This is a genomic window from Streptococcus oralis (genome assembly GCF_026782285.1).
GTDB classification, from domain to species: domain Bacteria; phylum Bacillota; class Bacilli; order Lactobacillales; family Streptococcaceae; genus Streptococcus; species Streptococcus oralis_CG.
In genome coordinates, this window is sequence record NZ_JAKUWG010000004.1 from 34,607 (window position 1) to 59,424 (window position 24,818).

At 41.9% G+C, this 24,818-nt stretch carries 21 protein-coding genes; 17 read left to right on the forward strand and 4 right to left on the reverse strand.

Annotation, left to right across the window (positions count from 1 at the left end; translation table 11 throughout):
- Position 1: 1 nt before the first annotated feature.
- The 10 genes from MK403_RS04445 (at position 2) to MK403_RS04490 (ending at position 10,321) form a co-directional block, all read left to right on the forward strand.
- Complete coding sequence (locus MK403_RS04445; protein WP_268709074.1) at positions 2-601, forward strand: response regulator transcription factor; 600 nt, start codon at positions 2-4, stop codon at positions 599-601.
- 318 nt (positions 602-919) lie between these two features.
- Complete coding sequence (gene rpsL, locus MK403_RS04450; protein ID WP_001142332.1) at positions 920-1,333, forward strand: 30S ribosomal protein S12; 414 nt, start codon at positions 920-922, stop codon at positions 1,331-1,333.
- 19 nt (positions 1,334-1,352) lie between these two features.
- On the forward strand, positions 1,353-1,823 hold the full coding sequence (rpsG, locus tag MK403_RS04455) for a 30S ribosomal protein S7 (RefSeq protein ID WP_000087873.1): 471 nt from the start codon (positions 1,353-1,355) through the stop codon (positions 1,821-1,823).
- 275 nt (positions 1,824-2,098) lie between these two features.
- Complete coding sequence (gene fusA / locus MK403_RS04460; RefSeq protein WP_268709075.1) at positions 2,099-4,180, forward strand: elongation factor G; 2,082 nt, start codon at positions 2,099-2,101, stop codon at positions 4,178-4,180.
- 263 nt (positions 4,181-4,443) lie between these two features.
- Positions 4,444-6,144, forward strand: a complete 1,701-nt coding sequence (locus MK403_RS04465; protein ID WP_268709076.1) for an acetolactate synthase large subunit — start codon at positions 4,444-4,446, stop codon at positions 6,142-6,144.
- Positions 6,137-6,613, forward strand: coding sequence for an acetolactate synthase small subunit (gene ilvN, locus MK403_RS04470; RefSeq protein ID WP_084974056.1), 477 nt, complete (start codon positions 6,137-6,139; stop codon positions 6,611-6,613). The genes MK403_RS04465 and ilvN overlap by 8 nt, the downstream gene beginning before the upstream one ends.
- A gap of 64 nt (positions 6,614-6,677) precedes the next feature.
- Positions 6,678-7,700, forward strand: a complete 1,023-nt coding sequence (ilvC, locus tag MK403_RS04475) for a ketol-acid reductoisomerase (protein ID WP_000290685.1) — start codon at positions 6,678-6,680, stop codon at positions 7,698-7,700.
- Positions 7,701-7,780: 80 nt separating this feature from the next.
- A complete protein-coding gene (gene ilvA, locus MK403_RS04480; RefSeq protein WP_268709077.1) occupies positions 7,781-9,031 on the forward strand; it encodes a threonine ammonia-lyase IlvA in 1,251 nt (416 codons plus the stop codon).
- Between the two features lie 77 nt (positions 9,032-9,108).
- Entirely contained in the window at positions 9,109-10,005 is an 897-nt protein-coding gene (locus MK403_RS04485) for an SPFH domain-containing protein (RefSeq protein ID WP_084974060.1), read from the forward strand.
- A gap of 100 nt (positions 10,006-10,105) precedes the next feature.
- Positions 10,106-10,321 carry a capsule biosynthesis transcriptional regulator gene (locus tag MK403_RS04490; protein ID WP_001130035.1) on the forward strand — a complete coding sequence of 72 codons (216 nt, stop codon included), beginning with the start codon at positions 10,106-10,108 and terminating at the stop codon, positions 10,319-10,321.
- Between the two features lie 93 nt (positions 10,322-10,414).
- On the opposite strand, the gene MK403_RS04495 is transcribed toward MK403_RS04490, so the two are convergent.
- Together MK403_RS04495 and MK403_RS04500 are read right to left on the reverse strand one after the other, a co-directional pair.
- Positions 10,415-11,155, reverse strand: a complete 741-nt coding sequence (locus MK403_RS04495; protein ID WP_268709078.1) for an amino acid ABC transporter ATP-binding protein — start codon at positions 11,153-11,155, stop codon at positions 10,415-10,417.
- Positions 11,155-12,717, reverse strand: a complete 1,563-nt coding sequence (locus tag MK403_RS04500) for an ABC transporter substrate-binding protein/permease (RefSeq protein ID WP_268709079.1) — start codon at positions 12,715-12,717, stop codon at positions 11,155-11,157. The genes MK403_RS04495 and MK403_RS04500 overlap by 1 nt, the downstream gene beginning before the upstream one ends.
- Before the next feature lie 133 nt (positions 12,718-12,850).
- On the opposite strand from MK403_RS04500, the gene MK403_RS04505 reads away from it, so the two are divergent.
- Positions 12,851-14,740, forward strand: a complete 1,890-nt coding sequence (locus MK403_RS04505; protein WP_268709080.1) for a DUF2207 domain-containing protein — start codon at positions 12,851-12,853, stop codon at positions 14,738-14,740.
- A gap of 59 nt (positions 14,741-14,799) precedes the next feature.
- The gene (locus MK403_RS04510; protein WP_268709081.1) at positions 14,800-15,645 is read left to right on the forward strand and encodes an undecaprenyl-diphosphate phosphatase; all 846 of its coding nucleotides are present in this window, start codon (positions 14,800-14,802) and stop codon (positions 15,643-15,645) included.
- A 33-nt stretch (positions 15,646-15,678) separates the two neighbouring features.
- Here the strand turns inward: MK403_RS04510 and dinB are convergent, their stop codons facing one another.
- Positions 15,679-16,740 (reverse strand): DNA polymerase IV, encoded by a 1,062-nt coding sequence (gene dinB / locus MK403_RS04515; protein WP_268709082.1) that lies wholly within the window; start codon positions 16,738-16,740, stop codon positions 15,679-15,681.
- 236 nt (positions 16,741-16,976) lie between these two features.
- Between dinB and pflB the strand changes: the two genes are divergently transcribed.
- Positions 16,977-19,292, forward strand: a complete 2,316-nt coding sequence (gene pflB, locus MK403_RS04520) for a formate C-acetyltransferase (RefSeq protein ID WP_000260613.1) — start codon at positions 16,977-16,979, stop codon at positions 19,290-19,292.
- 392 nt (positions 19,293-19,684) lie between these two features.
- Positions 19,685-21,790, forward strand: coding sequence for an ATP-dependent Clp protease ATP-binding subunit (locus MK403_RS04525; protein WP_084852713.1), 2,106 nt, complete (start codon positions 19,685-19,687; stop codon positions 21,788-21,790).
- A 57-nt stretch (positions 21,791-21,847) separates the two neighbouring features.
- Here MK403_RS04525 and MK403_RS04530 read toward each other — a convergent pair whose 3' ends face one another.
- The gene (locus MK403_RS04530) at positions 21,848-22,330 is read right to left on the reverse strand and encodes an S-ribosylhomocysteine lyase (RefSeq protein WP_000032544.1); all 483 of its coding nucleotides are present in this window, start codon (positions 22,328-22,330) and stop codon (positions 21,848-21,850) included.
- A 263-nt stretch (positions 22,331-22,593) separates the two neighbouring features.
- Here MK403_RS04530 and MK403_RS04535 point away from each other — a divergent pair, with 263 nt between their 5' ends.
- The 3 genes from MK403_RS04535 to MK403_RS04545 are packed head-to-tail and all read left to right on the forward strand — an operon-like array spanning position 22,594 to position 24,813.
- Positions 22,594-23,301 (forward strand): ABC transporter ATP-binding protein, encoded by a 708-nt coding sequence (locus tag MK403_RS04535; RefSeq protein WP_268709083.1) that lies wholly within the window; start codon positions 22,594-22,596, stop codon positions 23,299-23,301.
- Between the two features lies 1 nt (position 23,302).
- On the forward strand, positions 23,303-24,091 hold the full coding sequence (locus tag MK403_RS04540) for a lantibiotic ABC transporter permease (protein WP_268709084.1): 789 nt from the start codon (positions 23,303-23,305) through the stop codon (positions 24,089-24,091).
- The gene (locus tag MK403_RS04545; RefSeq protein WP_268709085.1) at positions 24,091-24,813 is read left to right on the forward strand and encodes a lantibiotic ABC transporter permease; all 723 of its coding nucleotides are present in this window, start codon (positions 24,091-24,093) and stop codon (positions 24,811-24,813) included. Before MK403_RS04540 ends, MK403_RS04545 begins: the two co-directional genes overlap by 1 nt.
- Positions 24,814-24,818: the final 5 nt, after the last annotated feature.

A 24,818-nucleotide genomic window follows, 5' to 3' on the forward strand; every position in this document is an offset into this window, starting at 1 on the left:
GATGAAACTACTTGTTGCAGAAGATCAAAGTATGTTGCGAGATGCTATGTGCCAGTTGCTTACCTTTCAACCAGATGTGGAGTATGTCCTACAAGCCAAGGATGGCCAAGAAGCAATCCAACTCCTAGAAAAAGAGTCTGTAGATATCGCCATTCTTGATGTAGAGATGCCTGTTAAGACAGGCCTTGAAGTCTTGGAGTGGATTCGAGCAGAAAAGCCAGAAGCAAAGGTGGTTGTGATGACGACCTTCAAGCGCCCCGGTTATTTTGAACGTGCGGTCAAGGTTGGAGTGGATGCTTATGTCTTGAAAGAAAGAAGCATTGCAGACCTCATGCAAACCTTGCACACGGTTCTCGAAGGACGTAAGGAATATTCGCCTGAATTGATGGAAGTGGTGATGACGCATCCTAACCCGTTAACAGAACAAGAAATCGCTGTTTTAAAGGGAATCGCTCAGGGCTTGTCTAACCAAGAAATCGCAGACCAACTCTATCTATCAAATGGAACCGTCCGAAACTATGTCACCAATATTCTTTCGAAACTAGATGCTGGTAATCGAACAGAGGCAGCCAACATTGCAAAAGAATCTGGTTGGCTTTGATAAGAAGGGTTAAAAAATTCCAAAATGATAACTTGAATCGAAGGAAATTCATACTAGAAAGGAGGAGGCAAATTGCCTCCTTTTTTGGTTTAGAAAAGCGGTGAAAGCTAGTGTCAAAGAGTTAAAAGATCAGAATAAAAATGAAAAATATCTTGACAATGAAGGAAAAATTGTGTTACAATAATAGACGGTACTTTTTACTTTTGGTCTCTCAAAAGTGTACAGGGACGTGCTGACAAATGTTGCAAAAGTACACACAGATGGTAGCTGTCACCAAGTGTATCATCACCAAAAATAAAAAAACACAGGAGAATGTAGATGCCTACAATTAACCAATTGGTTCGCAAACCGCGTAAATCAAAAGTAGAAAAATCTAAATCACCAGCTTTGAACGTTGGTTACAACAGTCATAAAAAAGTTCAAACGAACGTTTCTTCACCACAAAAACGTGGTGTTGCAACTCGTGTGGGAACAATGACACCTAAAAAACCTAACTCTGCCCTTCGTAAATTCGCTCGTGTACGTTTGAGCAACCTTATCGAAGTTACTGCCTACATCCCAGGTATCGGACACAACTTGCAAGAACACAGCGTGGTGCTTCTTCGTGGTGGACGTGTAAAAGACCTTCCAGGGGTACGTTACCATATCGTCCGTGGTGCACTTGATACTGCAGGTGTTAACGATCGTAAACAAGGCCGTTCTAAATACGGTACTAAACGTCCAAAAGCATAAGGAAAGGGGATAAAGAGAAATGAGTCGTAAAAATAGAGCTCCAAAACGTGATGTATTGCCAGATCCGCTTTACAATTCACAACTAGTTACTCGTCTTATCAACCGCGTTATGCTTGACGGTAAACGTGGTACAGCTGCTTCAATCGTTTACGGTGCTTTTGAGCAAATCAAAGAAGCTACTGGAAACGATGCACTTGAAGTATTTGAAACAGCTATGGAAAACATCATGCCTGTACTTGAAGTACGTGCACGTCGTGTTGGTGGATCTAACTACCAAGTCCCAGTTGAAGTTCGTCCAGAACGTCGTACAACACTTGGACTTCGTTGGTTGGTAACAATCGCTCGCCTTCGTGGTGAACACACAATGCAAGATCGTCTTGCAAAAGAAATCTTGGACGCTGCGAACAACACTGGTGCAGCTGTTAAGAAACGTGAAGACACTCACCGTATGGCTGAAGCTAACCGTGCCTTCGCACACTTCCGTTGGTAAGATAGGATACGAAAGCGTTAAGAAAGTCCCAGAGAAAATAGGGAATCGAAGTAGGTTGCGATTGCGACCAATGAGATTCATCTTTTTCTCCAGACTTTTAGCTTGAGTTCAACTCAGCTAACTTAAGCTTTTAGCCCGAGTTCAATTCAACTTGTCTACAAGTTGAAACCAACAAAAACAAGATAAACATTGAGAACGGGTAGGTCCTGCCTATCCGTTTTTTCTAAATAATGTTATAATAGATTGTAAAATAAAAAATAGGAGAAACTAACCTCATGGCACGCGAATTTTCACTTGAAAAAACTCGTAATATCGGTATCATGGCTCACGTCGATGCTGGTAAAACAACAACTACTGAGCGTATTCTTTACTACACTGGTAAAATCCACAAAATCGGTGAAACTCACGAAGGTGCGTCACAAATGGACTGGATGGAGCAAGAGCAAGAACGTGGTATCACTATCACATCTGCTGCGACAACAGCTCAATGGAACAACCACCGCGTAAACATCATCGACACACCAGGACACGTGGACTTCACAATCGAAGTACAACGTTCTCTTCGTGTATTGGACGGTGCGGTTACTGTTCTTGACTCACAATCAGGTGTTGAGCCTCAAACTGAAACAGTTTGGCGTCAAGCAACTGAGTACGGAGTTCCACGTATCGTATTTGCCAACAAAATGGACAAAATCGGTGCTGACTTCCTTTACTCAGTAAGCACACTTCACGACCGTCTTCAAGCAAACGCACACCCAATCCAATTGCCAATCGGTGCTGAAGATGACTTCCGCGGTATCATCGACTTGATCAAGATGAAAGCTGAAATCTATACTAATGACCTTGGTACAGATATCCTTGAAGAAGATATTCCAGCTGAATACCTTGACCAAGCTCAAGAATACCGTGAAAAATTGGTGGAAGCAGTTGCTGAAACTGATGAAGATTTGATGATGAAATACCTTGAAGGTGAAGAAATCACTAACGAAGAATTGAAAGCTGCTATCCGTAAAGCAACTATCAATGTTGAATTCTTCCCAGTATTGTGTGGTTCTGCCTTCAAGAACAAAGGTGTTCAATTGATGCTTGATGCGGTCATCGACTACCTTCCAAGCCCACTTGACATCCCAGCGATCAAAGGTATTAACCCAGATACAGACGAAGAAGAAACTCGTCCAGCATCTGACGAAGAGCCATTTGCAGCTCTTGCCTTCAAGATCATGACAGACCCATTCGTAGGTCGTTTGACATTCTTCCGTGTTTACTCAGGTGTTCTTCAATCAGGTTCATACGTATTGAACACTTCTAAAGGTAAACGTGAACGTATCGGACGTATCCTTCAAATGCACGCTAACAGCCGTCAAGAAATCGACACTGTTTACTCAGGTGATATCGCTGCTGCCGTTGGTTTGAAAGATACTACAACTGGTGACTCATTGACAGATGAAAAAGCTAAAATCATTCTTGAGTCAATCAACGTTCCAGAACCAGTTATCCAATTGATGGTTGAGCCAAAATCTAAAGCTGACCAAGACAAGATGGGTATCGCCCTTCAAAAATTGGCTGAAGAAGATCCAACATTCCGCGTTGAAACTAACGTTGAAACTGGTGAAACAGTTATCTCTGGTATGGGTGAACTTCACCTTGACGTCCTTGTTGACCGTATGCGTCGTGAGTTCAAAGTTGAAGCGAACGTAGGTGCTCCTCAAGTATCATACCGTGAAACATTCCGCGCTTCTACTCAAGCACGTGGATTCTTCAAACGTCAGTCTGGTGGTAAAGGTCAATTCGGTGATGTATGGATTGAATTTACTCCAAACGAAGAAGGAAAAGGATTCGAATTCGAAAATGCAATCGTCGGTGGTGTGGTTCCTCGTGAATTCATCCCAGCGGTTGAAAAAGGTTTGGTAGAATCTATGGCTAACGGTGTTCTTGCTGGTTACCCAATGGTTGACGTTAAAGCTAAGCTTTACGATGGTTCATACCACGATGTCGACTCATCTGAAACTGCCTTCAAGATCGCGGCCTCTCTTGCACTTAAAGAAGCTGCTAAGACTGCACAACCAGCTATCCTTGAGCCAATGATGCTTGTAACCATCACTGTTCCTGAAGAAAACCTTGGTGATGTTATGGGTCACGTAACTGCTCGTCGTGGACGTGTTGATGGTATGGAAGCACACGGTAACAGCCAAATCGTGCGTGCTTACGTTCCACTTGCTGAAATGTTCGGTTACGCAACAGTTCTTCGTTCTGCATCTCAAGGACGTGGTACATTCATGATGGTATTTGACCACTACGAAGATGTACCTAAGTCAGTACAAGAAGAAATCATTAAGAAAAACAAAGGTGAAGAATAATCCATCTTCGCTATAGAAAGAAGTCACTATGGTGGCTTCTTTTTTATGTTCTACATCAAAGAAGGTTAAAAAATATACTCTAAACTAAATTTGGAAGTAATAAAATCGTTCAATTCCCTATTCATATTTATAAAAATAGGAAAAACATTCATAAAAACACGTTTAGATAGAAAATTCAGAAAATTGCTTCTTTTGTCTTGAAAATTTTTGAAAAAATGGTATGATAGTAACAAGCTATTTTTAAGAGAAGAGAAAGGGGAACAATGGAGAAAATCAGTTTAGACGCTCCTAAGACGGGATCGGATCTAGTTTTGGAAACCCTCCGTGATTTAGGAATTGATACCATATTTGGTTATCCTGGTGGGGCTGTCTTGCCTTTATATGATGCGATTTATAATTTCAAAGGTATACGCCACATCTTAGGTCGCCATGAGCAAGGGTGTTTACATGAAGCTGAAGGTTATGCCAAATCAACTGGAAAGTTGGGCGTTGCCGTCGTCACGAGTGGACCGGGAGCAACAAATGCCATTACAGGAATCGCGGATGCCATGAGCGATAGCGTTCCCCTCTTGGTCTTTACGGGACAAGTCGCTCGAGCAGGCATTGGGAAGGATGCCTTTCAGGAGGCGGATATTGTCGGTATTACCATGCCCATTACCAAGTACAATTACCAAGTCCGTGAAACGGCTGACATTCCTCGTATCATTACGGAAGCTGTGCATATCGCAACGACTGGTCGTCCAGGTCCAGTTGTAATTGACTTGCCAAAGGATGTATCAGCTCTAGAGACAGATTTCATCTATTCACCAGAGGTGAATTTACCAAGTTATCAACCGACGCTTGATCCGAATGATATGCAAATCAAGAAAATCTTGAAACAATTGTCTAAGGCTAAGAAACCTGTATTGCTAGCTGGTGGCGGAGTTAGTTATGCAGAAGCGGCTGCCGAGCTCAATGAGTTTGCTGAACGTTACCAAATTCCAGTCGTGACCAGTCTTTTGGGGCAAGGTACGATTGCGACTAGCCATCCGCTCTTCCTAGGAATGGGAGGTATGCACGGTTCTTTCGCAGCTAACATTGCCATGACCGAAGCGGACTTTATGATTAGTATTGGTTGCCGTTTCGATGACCGCTTAACTGGAAATCCTAAGACCTTTGCTAAAAATGCCAAGGTTGCTCATATCGACATTGACCCAGCTGAGATTGGTAAGATTATCAGTGCAGATATTCCAGTGGTCGGGGACGCTAAGAAAGCTTTGCAGATGCTTTTAGCAGAACCAACTGTTCATAACAATACTGAAAAGTGGATTGAAAAAGTCACCAAGGACAAGAATCGTGTTCGTTCTTATGATAAGAAAGAACGTGTGGTTCAACCGCAGGCAGTAATCGAACGCATCGGTGAATTGACGAATGGGGATGCTATTGTTGTAACTGACGTAGGGCAACATCAAATGTGGACAGCTCAGTATTATCCTTACCAAAATGAGCGTCAATTAGTTACTTCAGGTGGCTTGGGGACCATGGGATTTGGAGTTCCTGCAGCTATAGGAGCTAAGATTGCCAATCCGGAAAAAGAAGTTATCCTTTTTGTCGGTGACGGTGGCTTCCAAATGACCAACCAAGAATTAGCAATCCTAAACATCTACAAGGTGCCCATTAAGGTCGTGATGTTGAATAACCATTCCCTAGGAATGGTTCGTCAGTGGCAGGAATCCTTCTATGAGGGTAGAACTTCTGAGTCAGTCTTTGACACCCTCCCTGACTTCCAGCTGATGGCACGGGCTTACGGCATCAAGAACTATAAGTTTGATAATCCAGAGACGATAGAGAAGGATTTAGAAGTCATTCTGGAGGATGTGCCGATGTTTATCGAGGTGGATATTTCTCGTAAGGAACAGGTTTTACCAATGGTACCAGCTGGTAAGAGTAATCATGAGATGTTGGGGGTGAAGTTCCATGCGTAGAATGTTAACAGCAAAACTACAAAATCGTTCAGGAGTCCTCAATCGTTTTACAGGTGTCCTTTCTCGTCGTCAGGTCAACATTGAGAGTATCTCAGTTGGTGCGACAGAGAATCCTGATGTATCTCGCATTACTATCATTATCGATGTGGCTTCTCATGATGAAGTCGAGCAAATCATTAAACAACTGAATCGTCAGATTGATGTGATTCGCATTCGAGATATCACAGACAAACCGCACTTGGAGCGCGAAGTTATCTTAGTGAAGATTGCGGCACCAGCTGAAAAGCGTGCAGAAATCTTGGCTATTATCCAACCTTTCCGTGCAACAGTAGTAGATGTGGCTCCAAGCTCCATCACTATTCAGATGACGGGAAATGCTGAAAAAAGTGAAGCTTTATTGCGAGTGATTCGACCATACGGTATTAAAAATATCGCTCGTACGGGTGCAACTGGATTTACCCGCGACTAAAAATCCAACTAAAATTTGTTAAACCAGCCTATAAGGCAATAAAAATAGAAAAGAGAGAAAAACTATGGCAGTTCAAATGGAATACGAAAAAGATGTTAAAGTAGCAGCGCTTGACGGTAAAAAAATCGCCGTAATCGGTTATGGTTCACAAGGACATGCGCATGCGCAAAACTTGCGTGACTCAGGTCGTGATGTCATCATCGGTGTGCGTCCAGGTAAATCTTTTGACAAGGCTAAAGAAGATGGCTTTGACACGTACACAGTAGCAGAAGCAACTAAATTGGCTGACGTTATCATGATCTTGGCACCAGACGAAATTCAACAAGAATTGTACGAAGCAGAAATCGCTCCAAACTTGGAAGCTGGAAATGCAGTTGGATTTGCTCATGGTTTCAACATTCACTTTGAATTTATCAAAGTTCCTGCAGATGTAGATGTCTTCATGTGTGCTCCTAAAGGGCCAGGACACTTGGTACGTCGTACTTATGAAGAAGGATTTGGTGTTCCGGCTCTTTATGCAGTCTACCAAGACGCTACAGGAAATGCGAAAAATATTGCTATGGACTGGTGTAAAGGTGTTGGAGCAGCTCGTGTAGGTTTGCTTGAAACAACTTACAAAGAAGAAACTGAAGAAGATTTGTTTGGTGAACAAGCTGTACTTTGTGGTGGTTTGACTGCCCTTATCGAAGCAGGTTTTGAAGTCTTGACAGAAGCAGGATATGCCCCAGAATTGGCTTACTTTGAAGTTCTTCATGAAATGAAATTGATCGTTGACTTGATCTATGAAGGTGGATTCAAGAAAATGCGCCAATCTATTTCAAATACTGCTGAGTACGGTGACTATGTATCAGGCCCACGTGTGATTACTGAGCAAGTTAAAGAAAACATGAAAGCAGTTCTTGCAGACATCCAAAATGGTACATTTGCAAATGACTTTGTAAATGACTACAAGGCTGGCCGTCCAAAACTCACTGCTTACCGTGAACAAGCAGCTAATCTTGAAATTGAAAAAGTTGGTGCAGAATTGCGCAAAGCAATGCCTTTCGTTGGTAAAAACGACGACGACGCATTCAAAATCTACAACTAATTCTTATGAAGAAAAAGAGAAGGCGAGTTGGGGGGTACCTAACTCGCTTTTTATCTTGAAAAGTATTTGAGGAGGAGACAATGCTAAGTGCAAAAGATGTGGTGAAAGCCCACAAAGTTTTAAGTGGTGTAGTAGTCAATACACCACTGGAATATGATCATTATTTATCAGAAAAGTATGGAGCTAAGATCTATCTGAAAAAGGAAAATGCGCAACGAGTTCGCTCTTTTAAAATTCGTGGAGCCTATTATGCCATTTCTCAATTAACAAAAGAAGAACGTGAGCGTGGTGTGGTCTGTGCATCAGCGGGGAATCACGCTCAAGGTGTCGCTTACACTTGTAAAGAGATGAAGATTCCTGCGACAATTTTTATGCCTATTACAACACCGCAACAAAAGATTGGACAGGTTCGCTTTTTTGGTGGAGATTTCGTGACCATCAAGTTGGTTGGGGATACCTTTGATGCTTCTGCTAAGGCAGCGCAAGAGTTTACGTTGTCAGAAAACCGCACCTTTATCGATCCTTTTGATGATATCCATGTTCAGGCCGGTCAAGGAACAGTAGCCTACGAAATTCTTGAAGAAGCTCGTAAAGAGTCAATCGATTTTGATACAGTATTGGTGCCAGTAGGTGGTGGCGGACTGATTGCAGGGGTTTCGACCTATATCAAAGAAACCAATCCCGCTATCGAAGTAATTGGTGTAGAAGCCAATGGTGCCCGTTCGATGAAGGCAGCCTTTGAGGCTGGAGGACCAGTTAAACTCAAAGAAATTGACAAATTTGCTGATGGCATAGCTGTGCAGAAAGTTGGGCAGTTGACTTATGAAGCAACCCGTCAGAATGTTGAAACTCTTATTGGAGTAGATGAGGGTTTGATTTCGGAGACCTTGATTGATCTTTATTCTAAGCAAGGGATTGTCGCCGAACCTGCTGGAGCGGCCAGCATTGCAGCCTTGGAAGTTCTATCAGACTATATCAAAGGTAAGACGATTTGCTGTATCATTTCTGGGGGAAATAACGATATCAACCGTATGCCGGAGATGGAAGAACGTGCCTTGATTTACGATGGCATCAAGCATTACTTTGTAGTCAATTTCCCACAACGTCCAGGAGCTCTACGAGAGTTTGTAAATGACATCTTGGGACCAAATGATGACATCACTCGTTTTGAATATATCAAACGAGCCAGCAAGGGGACAGGGCCAGTCTTGATTGGGATTGCTCTTGCTGATAAGCATGATTATGCTGGATTGATTCATCGGATGGAGAAGTTTGACCCATCTTATATCAATCTGAACGGAAATGAGACCTTGTATAATATGCTAGTCTAAAATAAATTTGCTATCATATTATTTGCCAATTTCCTATAATGATGCTATAATGATGGTGACGAAAGGGGGAGATTCCCATGGTTTTACATGTTTTACTTGTTCTCTTTATTCTAGTGCTGATTGCATCAGCGATTATTGTCAGCTCTGTGTATGTGGTACGACAACAGTCTGTCGCTATTATCGAGCGTTTTGGTAAATACCAAAAGTTGAGTAATAGTGGTATTCATGTACGAGCACCTTTTGGAATTGATAGAATTGCGGCCAGGGTGCAGTTGCGTCTATTGCAAAGTGAGATTGTCGTGGAAACAAAAACACAAGATAATGTATTTGTGACCATGAATGTGGCGACTCAGTATCGAGTGAATGAGAACAATGTCACAGATGCTTACTATAAACTAATGAGACCAGAAGCTCAAATCAAATCCTATATTGAGGATGCCTTGCGTTCGTCTGTACCGAAATTGACTTTGGATGAACTATTTGAGAAAAAAGATGAAATTGCATTAGAAGTTCAAAAGCAAGTAGCAGAAGAAATGTCTACATATGGTTACATCATTGTAAAAACATTGATTACGAAGGTTGAGCCTGACGCTGAAGTGAAACAATCAATGAATGAAATCAACGCTGCTCAACGTAAGAGAGTCGCTGCGCAAGAACTCGCAGAAGCGGATAAGATTAAAATCGTGACAGCGGCAGAAGCAGAGGCAGAAAAAGATCGCCTACACGGTGTAGGGATTGCAGAACAGCGTAAGGCTATTGTTGACGGACTTGCTGATTCTATTCAAGAATTAAAAGGAGCCAATGTTGAACTCACGGAAGCCCAGATTATGTCCATTCTATTAACAAATCAGTATTTGGATACTTTGAATAATTTCGCAGACAATAAGGGCAATAACACCATCTTCCTACCAGCAAATCCTGATGGAGTTGAAGATATACGAACAAGCATATTATCAGCTTTAAAAGCTAAGTAATAACAATTCATTATTTGTTTTCAATAAGTAGATATTTTTTGGATAATCCTAAAAGAATGGATATATTTCAGTATCGTAAAGAATAAAATAGGAGAAGAACATGGCTAAATCAAACTTTGAAAAAGTAGAATCAGTTGTTGGCTGGGTTCGTGATAAGAAAATCACAGGTTACCGTATCTCTAAGGAAACAAATGCACGTGAAATGTCAATCATTGCTTTGGCACAAGGTCGTGCAAAAGTGAAAAATATTTCATTTGAAACAGCCCTAGGCTTGATTGATTTTTATGACAAGAATCATGAAAAATTTGAAGATTAAACTAGGCTTAAAGGCAGATTCTTAAAATGGATCTGCCTTTTGTTTGGCAAAGAGTTAGTAAAAAGACTACATATTTTATGCAGTCTTTGTTTGTTATTTGAGATAGCGCTGAAGAAACTCTCGCGTCCGTTCTTCTTTAGGGTTTGTGAAGAGGTCTTCTGGCTTGCCTTCCTCAGCAATGACGCCCTTATCCATAAAGATGACACGGTGAGAGACATCGCGGGCGAACTCCATTTCGTGGGTTACGACAATCATGGTCAATCCTTCCTGAGCCAGTTCTTGCATGATTTTAAGGACTTCACCAACCATTTCTGGGTCTAGGGCAGAGGTTGGTTCATCAAAGAGGATGGCATCAGGATTCATAGAGAGGGCGCGAGCGATGGCTACACGTTGCTTCTGGCCACCAGAGAGTTGTTTCGGTTTGGCTTGCCAATAGCGTTCACCCATGCCAACTTTTTCAAGATTTTCTTTGGCAATTTTTTCAGCTTCAGAGCGTTCTCTTTTGAGGACAGTCGTTTGGGCGACGATAGTATTTTCGAGAACATCGAGGTTTTCAAAGAGGTTGAAGGATTGAAAAACCATACCGAGTTTTTCACGATAGTGAGTAAGGTCATAGCCTTTTGCAAGGACGTTTTCTCCTCGGTAGAGAATTTCCCCCTCAGTCGGTGTTTCAAGTAGATTGATAGAACGTAGGAAGGTTGATTTTCCGCTTCCTGAGCTCCCGATGATGGAGATAACCTCTCCTTTGTGAACTGACAGAGAGATGTCTTTTAAGACTTCGTTTTGTCCATAGGATTTTTTGAGGTATTTAATTTCAAGAATGGGTTGAGTCATTATTTCAAGTCCTCCGTTTGCATTTGATTAGCACCTGTAGTGTAGGTATCCATGTCCATGCGTCTTTCGATGAAGCGTAGAATACGGGTCACTGTGAAGGTGAGGACAAAGTAAATCACGGCGATGATTGTAAATGTCTGGAAGTATTGATAAGTTTGGGTGGCCACAGTATTACCAGAGAAGTAGAGTTCTACCACAGAGATAACATTTAGGACAGAGGTATCTTTGATATTGATGACAAACTCGTTACCAGTAGCAGGTAAGATATTGCGAACGACCTGCGGTAGGACAATCTTACGCATAGTTTGATTGTGGGTCATACCGAGAGCGGTTGCTGCTTCAAATTGTCCCTTGTCAACTGCTAGGATACCTCCACGGACGATTTCTGTCATATAGGCACCCGTGTTGATTGAAACGATGAAGATGGCTGCCAGTGTACGGTCGAGATTGATTCCGAAGGCTTGTGCTGTCCCGTAGTAGATAACCATAGATTGAACGATCATTGGGGTACCACGGAAAATTTCAATATAGACATTGAGGATCCAGCCAAGTAGCTTTTGCAAGCCATAGATGGCCTTGTTTTCAGATAGAGGGGCTGTTCGGAAGACTCCTACCGCAAGCCCGATAATCAGACCTGTGATGGTTCCGATAATGGAGATTAAGAGCGTGATACCAGCACCACGCAGGAGTTGTTGCCAGTTTTCAGAAAGAATTTTAGCGACTTGGCTAAAGAAACTACTTTCTTCCTCCGTTGTTGTCGCCTCCACTGGTTGCTCTTTGATTATACGATCCATCAAGGCAACTTGGTCGTCTTTTGAAATGGTTTCAATGCTGGCATTGATTTGGCTAATACGATTGTCATCTTTACGAAGTCCAATGGCGATAGCTGTATCTTCTTCTCCAGTTTTGAAACCTGGTTCTACTTGGACCATCTTAAACTTAGAGTTCGCAGATTCAGCGGTCAGGGCTTCAGGGCGTTCTGAAACATAGGCATCGATAACACCTGCTTCAAGTGCTTGGCGCATCTGAGCAAAGTCCCCCATGGCGGTTTCTTTCTTGACGCCAGGGATTTGGGAAATCAAATCATAGAGGTAAACACCTTGTTGTGATGTGATTTTTGCTCCGCTAAAGTCGTTTAAAGATTTGGCATTGGCATAGGCAGAGTCCTTTTTGACCAATAGAACAGGTTCACTAGTATAGTAACTGCTTGAAAAGGCAATTTCTTGTTTGCGTTCAGCCGTTGGACTCATACCTGCAATGATCATATCGATTTTACCAGAAGTAAGGGCTGGAACAAGTCCTTCCCACTTAGTTTTAACGACCAAAGGTTCCTTGCCTAGGTCTTTGGCAATCTTTTTAGCGATTTGGACATCGTAGCCATTGGCATATTGGTTGGTACCGTCAATTTTGACAGCGCCGTTACTATCGTCGTCTTGGGTCCAGTTGAAGGGGGCGTAAGCTGCCTCCATCCCGATGCGTAAATATTCGTCAGCTTGGACCTGGCTAACTAGTCCCAGTGTAAGGGCTAGGCTAGCAAGGATAGATAAGCATAATTTTTTCATGTTTTCTCCTATTTCTAGTCTAAAAATGACTTCTCTCTATTGTATCGAAAAACGCTCAGATTTTCAATACAAGTAAGCCTTTACTTATAAAAAATGATATAATGATAGCAAAGATAAAAAGGGGGATTGTGTTGTGAAAAAGGCTTTTTTCTTGATTTTATTTAGCTTGTTTTGTATTTTACCACTTTCTGTTTTTGCGGTTGATTTCAAGATTCGCTCTTATCAAGGTGATTTGTATATTCATGCAGATAATACAGCAGAATTTAGGGAGAAAGTAGTCTACTATTTTGATGAAGACTTTAATGGACAACTAGTAGGACTTGGCCATGCTGGTAAGATGCCAAAGGGCTTTGAAATAGATTCCAGTCCGAAGCTTCAGGTATGGAAAAATGCTGCTGCCATTGAAAATGTCAACAGTGAAGTGATAGAAGAATCGGAAGGTTATACTGTAAAAGTGTATAATCCAGGCCAAGAGGGGGATACCGTTGAAGTGGTAATCACATGGCAACTAAAAAATCTCTTATTTCTATATGATGATATCGCGGAACTTAATTGGCAGCCCTTGACGGATAGTTCAGAACCTATCGAAAATTTTGAGTTTCGGGTAATGGGCTTTAATGGAGCAAAAAAATTGTTCTTTCATACAGGGAAACTCTTTACAGAGGGCAATGTAGAGAAGATAGATGGTGATTATCGTGTTCATTTACAGAACTTACCTCGTCAGCGTGGGGTTGAATTGCATGCATATTGGCCTAGAAAAGATTTTGAAACAGCTTTGGATCAGGGATTGAAGGGCAATCGTTTAGTAGAATTTGAAAAAATAGAGGAATCCATTACTGCTGAAAAAGCTCAAAGCAAAGCTCTGGTTACGTGGATCATCCCTTTGCTACTCTCGCTTTCTTTAGTCTTTAGTGTTGTTTTATACTGCATTTACAGAAGAAAAACCTCCCCATCGAAGAAATATGCTAAAAATCACCGTCTCTATGAACCGCCAATAGATTTAGAACCGATGGTTTTATCGGAAGCTGTTTACTCCACTTCTTTAGAGGAAGTCAGCCCCTTAACCAAGGGAGGAGGGAAGTTCACCTTTGACCAACTCGTTCAGGCCACTTTATTGGACGTGATTGACCGTGGAAATGTTTCAATCATCTCAAATGGAGATGAGGTCCGTTTAAAAGTCGTAAAAGAAAAAGGATTGGCAAGTTTTGAAAAAGATTGCCTTAATTTGGCCTTTTCAGGAAGAGAAGAAGTGCTTGTTTCAGATTTGTTTGCAGATTACCAAGTGTCAACTAGTCTTTACCAAGGTGCAAAAGCAGCTGATGAAAAACGGATTCAGAAAACGGGACGTAAGCTTAAGTCGTCTTTCGAGCAAGCTCTGAAGCAGATGCAGGATGGGGTGAGAAAGCGGGTTTCCTCTTTGCACCTTCCAGATTATTATCGTCCACTGAGTAATGGAGAAAAAATCTTGCGATTGATGATAGGCGTCTCTACGCTTTTACCTGCTTTCGTTGGTTTTGGCTGGTTCTTGTATAGTTTGGATGCTCACGGGTACCTTTCTCTGCCACTTCCTATCCTTGGGTTTGTGAGCTTGATGTTAGCTACCGTCTATTATTGGACGACCCGATTTGATACTCGTGATGGTGTTTTAAACGAGGAAGGACTAGAAGCATACTATCTCTGGACTAGTTTTGAAAACATGCTTCGCGATATCGCTCATCTAGACAAGGCAGAATTAGAGAGTATTGTTCTTTGGAATCGCCTCCTTGTCTATGCTACTTTATTTGGTTATGCGGACAAGGTGAGCCATTTGATGAAATCTTATCAGATTCAAGTTGAGAACCCAGATATCAATCTTTACGTAGCCTATGGCTGGCACAGTTTGTTTTATCATTCAACTGCTCAAATGAGTCACTATGCTAGTATTGCAAACACAGCAAGCAACTACTCCGTCTCTTCTGGAAGTGGTTCGTCTGGTGGCGGATTCTCAGGAGGCGGAGGCGGTGGTAGTATCGGCGCCTTCTAAAAAATCTATCGCAATATCCGAAATTGTGCTATAATAGAGAACAGAAAAAGGAGTAATGTATGTATTTTATTGAAATTTTGAAGTCAATCTTTTTTGGGATTGTTGAAGGAATTACAGAATGGTTGCCGATTTCAAGTACTGGTCACTTGATTTTGGTTGAAGAATTTGTACAATACAAGGACCAAAATGAAGCTTTCATGTCCATGTTTAATGTTGTCATTCAGCTAGGTGCCATTTTAGCAGTTATGGTAATTTACTTTAACAAGCTCAATCCCTTCAAACCTGGTAAAAATAAGGTCGAAGTTCGTCGAACTTGGCAGTTGTGGTCAAAAGTTTTCGTTGCGACCCTGCCTTTGCTATTGGTTTTTAAATTGGATGATTGGTTTGATGCCAACTTCCATAACATGGTTTCGGTTGCTATCATGCTGATTATCTATGGGGTTGCTTTTATCTATCTTGAAAAACGAAATAAGGCGCAAGCTATCGAACCAACAGTAACTGAGTTAGACAAGTTGCCTTATAAAACAGCCCTTTACATTGGTCTTTTCCAAGTCCTTGCCCTTTTCCCAGGAACAAGTCGTTCAGGTGCCACTATCGTCGGTGGGTTGTTGAATGGAACGAGTCGCTCTGTTGTAACTGAGTTCACCTTCTACCTCGGAATCCCTGTTATGTTTGGAGCTAGCGCTTTAAAGATTTTCAAATTTGTTAAGGCAGGTCAGCTCTTGAGTTTTGGTCAACTATTCTTGCTCTTGGTTGCTATGGGAGTAGCCTTTGCGGTCAGCATGGTTGCTATTCGTTTTTTGACTAGCTATGTGAAGAAGCACGACTTTACACTCTTTGGGAAATACCGTATTGTACTCGGTAGCGTCTTGTTGCTTTATAGTTTTGTGCGTTTATTTGTATAAGAAAAAGCTTGAAGGGGGACTCCTTCAAGCTTTTTAAAATCCTGTCACTGTAATTCCTAATAGACGGATACCTTTTTCTTTTTTATCTAGTTCCTCGTAAAGTTGAAGGGCAGTTTGAGAAATCTGGCTAGCATCCTGTGTAGCTTGTGGGAGGCTTTTTCGTCTAGTTAGAGTGGAGAAGTCAGCATATCGTATTTTTAGGATAATGATTTTTCCAGCTTTGTCTTGTTTACTGAGATTGAGAGCTACCTTTTCGGAGAGAAGGGTCAGCTCTTTTTTGATGTCCTCTTCATCATGAAGAATCTTACCATAGGTTTTCTCCTTGCCGATGGACTTACGAATGCGATCGGACTTGACTGGAGAATTGTGAATACCTCGAGCTTTTCGATAAAGATCAAAACCGAGTCTGCCAAACCGATCGATTAAAGTGACTTCTGAGACATCCAATAAGTCTGCGCCAGTATAAATGCCCATTTGATTCAGCTTTTCCACTGTTTTTTTGCCCACGCCATGAAATTTAGCAATATCCATTTGTTTGAGAAATTCTTGGGCTTGGTCAGGTAGAATCACTGTCAAACCATGTGGCTTTTGGTAATCGCTGGCCATTTTAGCTAGAAATTTATTGTAGGAAACGCCAGCAGAAGCAGTCAGGTGCAGTTCCTGCCGTATATCTTGTTGAATCAATCGGGCAATTTTAACTGCTGACTTGATACCGAGTTTGTTTTCAGTTACATCCAAGTAGGCTTCGTCAATACTCATAGGTTCAATCAAATCAGTATAACGTTTAAAAATAGCTCGAATTTGGAGGCCCACAGCTTTGTATTTTTCATGATTTCCCGAGATAAAGACGGCTTGGGGACAACGCTCATAAGCTTCTTTAGAACTCATGGCAGAGTGAATACCAAAGGCTCTTGCCTCGTAACTACAAGTAGAAACAACTCCTCGTCCGCCTGTTTGTCTAGGGTCGCTCCCAATGATGACAGGCTTTCCTTTTAACTTAGGATTGTCTCTTATTTCCACCGCGGCAAAAAAGGCATCCATATCGATATGGATGATTTTTCTGGACAAATCATTAATCAATGGAAATATGAGCATTTTGCTTCCTTTCTAATGTCATTTTTTATTCATTATACCTTTTTTTCTGAAAAAATGGAAAAGAGTACTCATTCTTTCAAATATATAACACAGATTGTGCCGATAAACAGACTGTATTAGAAAAGAAAGTGATAAAAAAGCCTTTTTTCTCTTGTTGAAATCGGTTACTGTATGGTATACTGGTCTCATGAATGTAACAGATGACTGTTGCTAGAAAGAAAAATGAGGACATTAACATGGTTGTTAAGACAGTTGTTGAAGCACAAGACATTTTTGACAAAGCTTGGGAAGGCTTCAAAGGCGTAGATTGGAAAGAAAAAGCAAGTATTTCTCGCTTCGTTCAAGCTAACTACACACCTTACGATGGAGATGAAAGCTTCCTTGCTGGACCAACAGAACGTTCACTTCACATCAAAAAAATCGTAGAAGAAACAAAAGCACACTACGAAGAAACTCGTTTCCCAATGGACACTCGTCCAACATCTATTGCTGATATTCCTGCTGGATTTATCGACAAAGAAAACGAATTGATTTTTGGTATCCAAAACGATGAACTCTTCAAATTGAACTTCATGCCAAAAGGTGGTATCCGTATGGCTGAAACTACTTTGAAGGAAAATGGATACGAACCAGATCCAGCTGTTCACGAAATCTTCACTAAATACGTAACAACAGTTAACGACGGTATCTTCCGTGCCTACACTTCAAACATTCGTCGCGCTCGTCACGCTCACACTGTAACTGGTCTTCCAGATGCCTACTCACGTGGACGTATCATCGGTGTTTACGCACGTCTTGCTCTTTACGGTGCAGACTACTTGATGCAAGAAAAAGTAAACGACTGGAATGCGATCAAAGAAATTGATGAAGAAACAATCCGTCTTCGTGAAGAAGTAAACCTTCAATACCAAGCATTGCAACAAGTTGTTCGCTTGGGTGACCTTTACGGAGTTGATGTCCGCAAACCAGCGATGAACACGAAAGAAGCTATCCAATGGGTTAACATCGCCTTCATGGCTGTCTGCCGTGTTATCAATGGTGCTGCTACATCTTTAGGACGTGTGCCAATCGTATTGGATATCTTTGCAGAACGTGACCTTGCTCGTGGTACATTTACTGAATCAGAAATCCAAGAGTTCGTTGATGATTTCGTTATGAAACTTCGTACAGTTAAATTTGCTCGTACAAAAGCTTATGACCAATTGTACTCAGGTGATCCAACCTTCATCACAACTTCAATGGCTGGTATGGGTAACGATGGTCGTCACCGTGTTACTAAGATGGACTACCGTTTCTTGAACACTCTTGACAACATCGGTAACTCTCCAGAGCCAAACTTGACAGTTCTTTGGACTGACAAATTGCCATACAACTTCCGTCGCTACTGTATGCATATGAGCCACAAACACTCTTCTATCCAATACGAAGGTGTAACAACAATGGCTAAAGACGGATACGGAGAAATGAGCTGTATCTCATGCTGTGTGTCACCACTTGACCCAGAAAACGAAGATCAACGCCACAACATCCAGTACTTCGGTGCTCGTGTAAACGTTCTTAAAGCCCTTCTTACTGGTTTGAACGGTGGTTACGACGATGTTCACAAAGACTACAAAGTATTTGACATCGATCCTATCCGTGACGAAGTTCTTGAATTCGAATCAGTTAAAGCCAACTTCGAAAAATCTCTTGACTGGTTGACTGACACTTACGTAGATGCTTTGAACATCATCCACTACATGACTGACAAGTACAACTACGAAGCGGTTCAAATGGCCTTCTTGCCAACTAAACAACGTGCCAACATGGGATTCGGTATCTGTGGATTTGCTAACACTGTTGATACATTGTCAGCAATTAAATACGCTACCGTTAAACCAATCCGTGATGAAGATGGTTACATCTACGATTACGAAACAATCGGTGAATACCCACGTTGGGGTGAAGATGACCCACGTTCAAACGAATTGGCAGAATGGTTGATCGAAGCTTACACAACTCGTTTACGTAGCCACAAACTTTACAAAGACGCAGAAGCTACAGTATCACTTTTGACAATCACATCTAACGTTGCTTACTCTAAACAAACTGGTAACTCACCAGTCCACAAAGGTGTATACCTCAACGAAGATGGTTCTGTGAACTTGTCTAAACTTGAATTCTTCTCACCAGGTGCTAACCCATCTAACAAAGCTAAAGGTGGATGGTTGCAAAACTTGAACTCACTTGCTAGCCTTGACTTTGGTTATGCAGCTGACGGTATCTCATTGACAACTCAAGTTTCACCTCGCGCTCTTGGTAAGACTCGTGACGAACAAGTGGACAACTTGGTAACAATCCTTGATGGTTACTTCGAAAACGGTGGACAACACGTTAACTTGAACGTTATGGACTTGAACGATGTTTACGAAAAGATCATGTCAGGTGAAGACGTTATCGTACGTATCTCTGGATACTGTGTAAACACTAAATACCTCACTCCAGAACAAAAAACTGAATTGACACAACGTGTCTTCCACGAAGTTCTTTCAATGGATGATGCATTGAGCTAAGATTCAATTGGAATAGAGAAAAGCCAGTCGATATGACTGGCTTTTTGTGTGCTTAAAAAATTTTAAAAATAGTCAAATTTGGTCAAAAAGTTATTGACTTTTACTGACCAATGTGATATAGTAGAAACATAAGGAAAATGACTTCCTTAGAAAACTTCATTTTCAATGATTCTATTTCTTGAAAATGTACGATAGATACCCTAGAAAGGGGTGAGGCCTATGTTAAATCTAACAGACTTTGAAAAGAAGATGATAGAAGGCTTATTTAAGAAAGAAAAACCGGAAATTATACGTAGAGTAGCGAGTTAGCTAGTCTAAAATTTTTAAAACAAAGGTCAAAGATAGTCAATATCAGAGATCGCAAATAATTAACAATAAATGAGGTAAAGAATATGAACAACAACTTTAACAACTTTAATAACATGGATGATTTATTTAACCAATTGATGGGTGGTATGCGAGGATATAGTTCTGAAAATCGTCGCTACTTGATTAATGGACGTGAAGTGACACCTGAGGAATTTGCTCATTATCGTGCAACTGGTCAATTGCCAGGAAATGCAGAAGTTGATGGACAAATGCAACAACACGCTTCAGGTATGAAACAAGACGGTGTCCTTGCTAAACTAGGTCGTAACTTGACAGCAGAAGCTCGCGAGGGCAAATTGGATCCTGTTATCGGACGAAACAAGGAAATTCAAGAAACATCTGAAATCCTATCCCGTCGTACGAAAAATAATCCTGTTCTAGTCGGAGATGCAGGTGTTGGTAAGACAGCCGTTGTCGAAGGTCTAGCACAAGCGATTGTGAATGGAGATGTTCCGGCTGCCATCAAGAACAAGGAAATCATTTCTATTGATATCTCAGGTCTTGAGGCTGGTACTCAATACCGTGGTAGCTTTGAAGAAAACGTCCAAAACCTAGTCAATGAAGTGAAAGAAGCAGGGAATATTATTCTCTTCTTTGATGAAATTCATCAAATTCTCGGTGCTGGTAGCACTGGTGGAGATAGTGGTTCTAAAGGTCTTGCAGATATTCTCAAGCCAGCTCTCTCTCGTGGTGAGTTGACCGTTATTGGAGCGACAACTCAAGATGAATACCGTAACACTATCTTGAAAAATGCAGCTCTTGCTCGTCGTTTCAACGAAGTCAAGGTCAATGCTCCTTCAGCAGAGGATACCTTTAAAATCCTTCAAGGGATTCGTGACCTCTATCAACAACACCACAATGTCATCTTGCCAGACGAAGTCTTGAAAGCAGCAGTTGATTATTCTATCCAATACATTCCTCAACGTAGCTTGCCAGATAAGGCTATCGACCTTGTCGATGTAACGGCAGCTCACTTGGCAGCTCAACATCCTGTAACAGATGTTCATGCTGTTGAACGGGAAATTGAAGCAGAAAAAGACAAGCAAGAAAAAGCAGTTGAGGCAGAAGACTTTGAAGCAGCTCTCAATGCTAAAACACGTATTGCAGAATTAGAGAAAAAAGTCGAAAACCACACAGAAGACATGAAAGTGACTGCAAGCATCAACGATGTGGCTGAGTCTGTAGAGCGAATGACAGGTATTCCAGTGTCACAAATGGGAGCGTCAGACATCGAACGTTTGAAAGATATGGCTCATCGCTTGGAACACAAGGTTATCGGCCAAGACAAGGCGGTTGAAGCTGTAGCTCGTGCTATCCGTCGTAACCGTGCTGGTTTTGATGAAGGCAATCGCCCAATCGGTAGCTTCCTCTTTGTAGGTCCAACTGGGGTTGGTAAGACAGAACTTGCTAAGCAATTAGCGCTCGATATGTTTGGAACGAAGGATGCGATTATCCGTTTGGATATGTCTGAATACAGTGACCGCACAGCCGTATCTAAGCTAATTGGTACAACAGCTGGTTATGTTGGGTATGATGACAATAGCAATACCTTGACAGAACGTGTTCGTCGCAATCCTTACTCTATCATTCTCTTGGACGAAATTGAAAAGGCTGATCCTCAAGTAATCACCCTTCTCCTCCAAGTATTGGATGACGGTCGTTTGACTGATGGTCAAGGAAATACAGTGAACTTTAAGAACACTGTCATTATCGCGACATCAAATGCTGGATTTGGCTATGAAGCTAACTTGACAGAAGATGCAGATAAACCAGAATTGATGGATCGTTTGAAACCATTCTTCCGTCCAGAATTCCTTAACCGCTTTAACGCAGTTATCGAGTTCTCACACTTGAATAAGGAAGACCTTTCTAAGATTGTGGACTTGATGTTGGCGGAAGTCAACCAAACCTTGGCTAAGAAAGACATTGATTTGGAAGTTAGTCAAGCAGCTAAGGACTTTATCACAGAAGAAGGCTATGATGAAGTTATGGGTGTTCGTCCGCTCCGCCGTGTGGTTGAACAACAAATTCGTGATAAGGTGACAGACTTCCACTTGGATCATTTAGATGCTAAACATCTGGAAGCAGATATGGAAGATGGTGTTTTGGTCATTCGTGAAAAAGCCTAACTCAAGATTTTGAGAAAAAAATAAGGAACTAGCTAATAAGCTGGTTCCTATATTTGTTTAGATGACATGACGCTCAAAGGCATCATCTGATATTCCTTGTTCCAAGATGAGTTTTGCCCATTCTTTAGCAGAAAAGAGGCTGTGGTCTTTGTAGTTTCCGCAAGATTCGATGGTTGTTCCAGGGACATCTTCCCAAGTAGTGGTTTCAGCGATTTCCTTGAGCGAATCCTTAATAACAGCTGCAATCTCAGCACTGGTGTGACGTCCCCACATAATCATATGGAAACCGGTACGGCAACCAAATGGCGAACAGTCAATCATGCCGTCAATGCGGGTACGGATGAGTTTGGCCAAGAGGTGCTCGATAGTGTGAAGGCCAGCAGTAGGGATAGAGTCCTCGTTTGGCTGTACCAAGCGAATATCAAAGTTAGAGATGATGTCTCCCTTTGGTCCTGTTTCTTCCCCAATCAAGCGAACATATGGTGCTTTAACAATAGTGTGGTCAAGTTCAAAACTTTCAACAATAACTTCTTTTGACATGGTAAATCCTTTCAGTTTTCTTCTTTCATTATATCATAAAGCCTGCTCTTGATGGAGTTTAATAAATGACTTTTTGAGACTAGCGTTATAACAAAGTCTCCATACAAAACCCGCAGAATTATAAAGAAAAACTGAGTTCTTTCTAATGAAGCTAGAGCGACTTTTGAAAGGTGGAGTCAACTTTTAGAATTTCTGCTTAATCTCTGAACTAATTCTGAACTAGATTGGGTATACTGGAGAAAATAAAGATAAAGGAGTTCAATATGGAACATATGGTGAAAATAGAAGGAGTCTGCAAAAAACATGGCAGTAAGCAGATTTTGGAAGATATTTCTTTTACAGCTAGAAGCGGGCGGATTACAGCTTTTCTGGGTCCAAATGGTGCAGGGAAAAGTTCGACCTTGAGGATTCTCTTGGGATTAGATCGGGCGACAGCAGGGACTGCGACTTTTGATGGGCAAACCTATCAGTCAATGACCTACCCGCTCAGAACGGTAGGTGCAGCCTTTGACGGTATTGGCGGTCTGTCAAATCGAAAGGTCTATGACCACTTGAGGATTATTGCGGCGAGTAATGCTATTCCCAAGTCTCGGATTGATGAGGTTTTGGAGATGACTGGAATCGCTCATAAGAGGAAGGACCTCTTGTCAAGCCTGTCTCTGGGGGAAGGTCAACGCTTGGGTTTGGCTGCAGCTTTGCTGGGTGATCCTCAGTTTCTTATATTAGATGAGCCGACCAATGGACTGGATCCAAGTGGGATCAAGTGGTTTAGAAAGTTCATCCGTCAGCAGGCTGATTTAGGGAAAACGGTACTTCTATCTTCTCATATCCTATCAGAGGTGCAAATGGTGACAGATGATGTCGTCTTGATTCATCATGGGCGAATTATTGAGCAGGGACAATTGGAAGAGGTACTGCAAGATTCAGACAGTCTAGAAGATCTCTTCTTTGATTTGACAGAGGAGGTTTAAGATGAAAGAAACGATGTCCTTATTGCATTCAGAATGGTTGAAAATTTGCTCAACCAAGGCTTTCAAAGTGAGTATGGCATTCATGCTGCTCTTGGTGCCTGCTGTATCCTGGCTGGAGGGCCGACAGTATTTATCTATTGGCTTGGATGCCACCCCTGAGATGGTTCCCGGTCTGGCAGAAGCCATTGATCCGCTGGAATATCTGGGTCTCAACGGGGCCTCTATGGCGGGCATGGTTTTGGTCATCTTAGCTGGAATTTTGGGAGCTATGGAATTTCAGTCTCATAGCTTGAGAACCAGTCTTTTATCCTGTAATAACCGTCTGAAGCTGCTTGTCGGAAAACTCATGACCTTCACTTGCTTTTCTCTTGCCACTAGCTTTTTATCGATTTACTTTAGTTATATGGTCATGCATCTGGCTTTAGGAAAGGAAGGACTTGATCCGATTCTGCTCAATCAGGCAGCTTGGAGTTTGATTTTGTGGAAAACCTTATCTCTGACCTTATTGGGAATCCTTTCGTTTTTGTTAGGTTTATTGGCTCGGACCATGCTAGTTCCTCTGCTTTTTCTCGTACCACAGATCTATAATCTGGGAAACTATCTGGCAGCTCACATGAGTTGGGGAGCTTATTTGCCACAGCCCGCAGGAGAGTTGTTTGCTGCAACGCCAACTTCCCAATATGCCAACAATCCCTTGCAAGGGCTCTTGATACTTGGCGCATGGATACTAGTCACTGGTGGCATGACCTCTCTGCGCTTTTTGAAGACGGATTTAGGAGGGCGATACTGATGATAAAAGCTCTACTTAAAAGTGAATGGATTAAGTTCCGTTCTTACTATCTCGCTCTTGGTGCAGCCTTGGTGGCTCTGGTGGCTGTTCCTTTTTTTCTGATGAATCTTGACTATAGTCAGACAGCAGTTGGCCAGACGAAAGCTCTGAGCGAGGCTTTGCATGCTCTCTATTTAGCGCAGCCTGTCATCGTCATCTTTACTTCCCTCTATTTTGCCCAGGAGTTTGTCAAGTCTGGGATGCGAACGAATTTTCTAACCGTATCAAATAGAAAGGCTTGGTTGGCTGGGAAAATCCTTTTTCTGTTCTTGCTGCTCTTGGTTCTCTACAGTGTGATGATAGGCAGCTGTTTCCTTGTTATGCTGGCTCGTTTTGACCTAGCCTTTAGCTGGTCCTTGCTGGGGAACTTCCTCTATTACAGCTCTTTTGGTCTTCTCAGCAATCTTTTTCTGGCTTTTTTAGCTGCTGGCCTCGCTTTGCTCTTTCAATCTTGGGTTGTGCCGGTATCGGTGCTCTTTCCTCTCTTGATTGGTCTCAGCCGTTTATTGGCAACTTTCATCAAAGAAGCAAAATACCTGCCCGATCTGGCTACACTAAATCTTTTTGAGTATGAAAGCCTTCAGCATTCAATAGATCTATCAGGGCTGGTAATACAGCTGTTCTGGCTAGCTTTGGTTTGGAGCTCTGCTATATTCTTAACCTTGAAACGAGATGTTCGCTAGAGGTA

Bases quoted from the DNA above. Each gene is read 5' to 3' on its own strand.
- MK403_RS04530 (WP_000032544.1), bottom strand. From the start codon at position 22,330: ATGTCAAAAGAAGTTATTGTTGAAAGTTTTGAACTTGACCACACTATT.
- ilvC (WP_000290685.1), top strand. From the start codon at position 6,678: ATGGCAGTTCAAATGGAATACGAAAAAGATGTTAAAGTAGCAGCGCTT.
- MK403_RS04445 (WP_268709074.1), top strand. From the start codon at position 2: ATGAAACTACTTGTTGCAGAAGATCAAAGTATGTTGCGAGATGCTATG.
- MK403_RS04465 (WP_268709076.1), top strand. From the start codon at position 4,444: ATGGAGAAAATCAGTTTAGACGCTCCTAAGACGGGATCGGATCTAGTT.
- MK403_RS04525 (WP_084852713.1), top strand. From the start codon at position 19,685: ATGAACAACAACTTTAACAACTTTAATAACATGGATGATTTATTTAAC.
- MK403_RS04535 (WP_268709083.1), top strand. From the start codon at position 22,594: ATGGAACATATGGTGAAAATAGAAGGAGTCTGCAAAAAACATGGCAGT.
- MK403_RS04540 (WP_268709084.1), top strand. From the start codon at position 23,303: ATGAAAGAAACGATGTCCTTATTGCATTCAGAATGGTTGAAAATTTGC.
- ilvN (WP_084974056.1), top strand. From the start codon at position 6,137: ATGCGTAGAATGTTAACAGCAAAACTACAAAATCGTTCAGGAGTCCTC.
- rpsL (WP_001142332.1), top strand. From the start codon at position 920: ATGCCTACAATTAACCAATTGGTTCGCAAACCGCGTAAATCAAAAGTA.
- ilvA (WP_268709077.1), top strand. From the start codon at position 7,781: ATGCTAAGTGCAAAAGATGTGGTGAAAGCCCACAAAGTTTTAAGTGGT.
- MK403_RS04485 (WP_084974060.1), top strand. From the start codon at position 9,109: ATGGTTTTACATGTTTTACTTGTTCTCTTTATTCTAGTGCTGATTGCA.
- MK403_RS04500 (WP_268709079.1), bottom strand. From the start codon at position 12,717: ATGAAAAAATTATGCTTATCTATCCTTGCTAGCCTAGCCCTTACACTG.
- rpsG (WP_000087873.1), top strand. From the start codon at position 1,353: ATGAGTCGTAAAAATAGAGCTCCAAAACGTGATGTATTGCCAGATCCG.
- MK403_RS04490 (WP_001130035.1), top strand. From the start codon at position 10,106: ATGGCTAAATCAAACTTTGAAAAAGTAGAATCAGTTGTTGGCTGGGTT.
- MK403_RS04495 (WP_268709078.1), bottom strand. From the start codon at position 11,155: ATGACTCAACCCATTCTTGAAATTAAATACCTCAAAAAATCCTATGGA.
- MK403_RS04510 (WP_268709081.1), top strand. From the start codon at position 14,800: ATGTATTTTATTGAAATTTTGAAGTCAATCTTTTTTGGGATTGTTGAA.
- fusA (WP_268709075.1), top strand. From the start codon at position 2,099: ATGGCACGCGAATTTTCACTTGAAAAAACTCGTAATATCGGTATCATG.
- MK403_RS04545 (WP_268709085.1), top strand. From the start codon at position 24,091: ATGATAAAAGCTCTACTTAAAAGTGAATGGATTAAGTTCCGTTCTTAC.
- pflB (WP_000260613.1), top strand. From the start codon at position 16,977: ATGGTTGTTAAGACAGTTGTTGAAGCACAAGACATTTTTGACAAAGCT.
- dinB (WP_268709082.1), bottom strand. From the start codon at position 16,740: ATGCTCATATTTCCATTGATTAATGATTTGTCCAGAAAAATCATCCAT.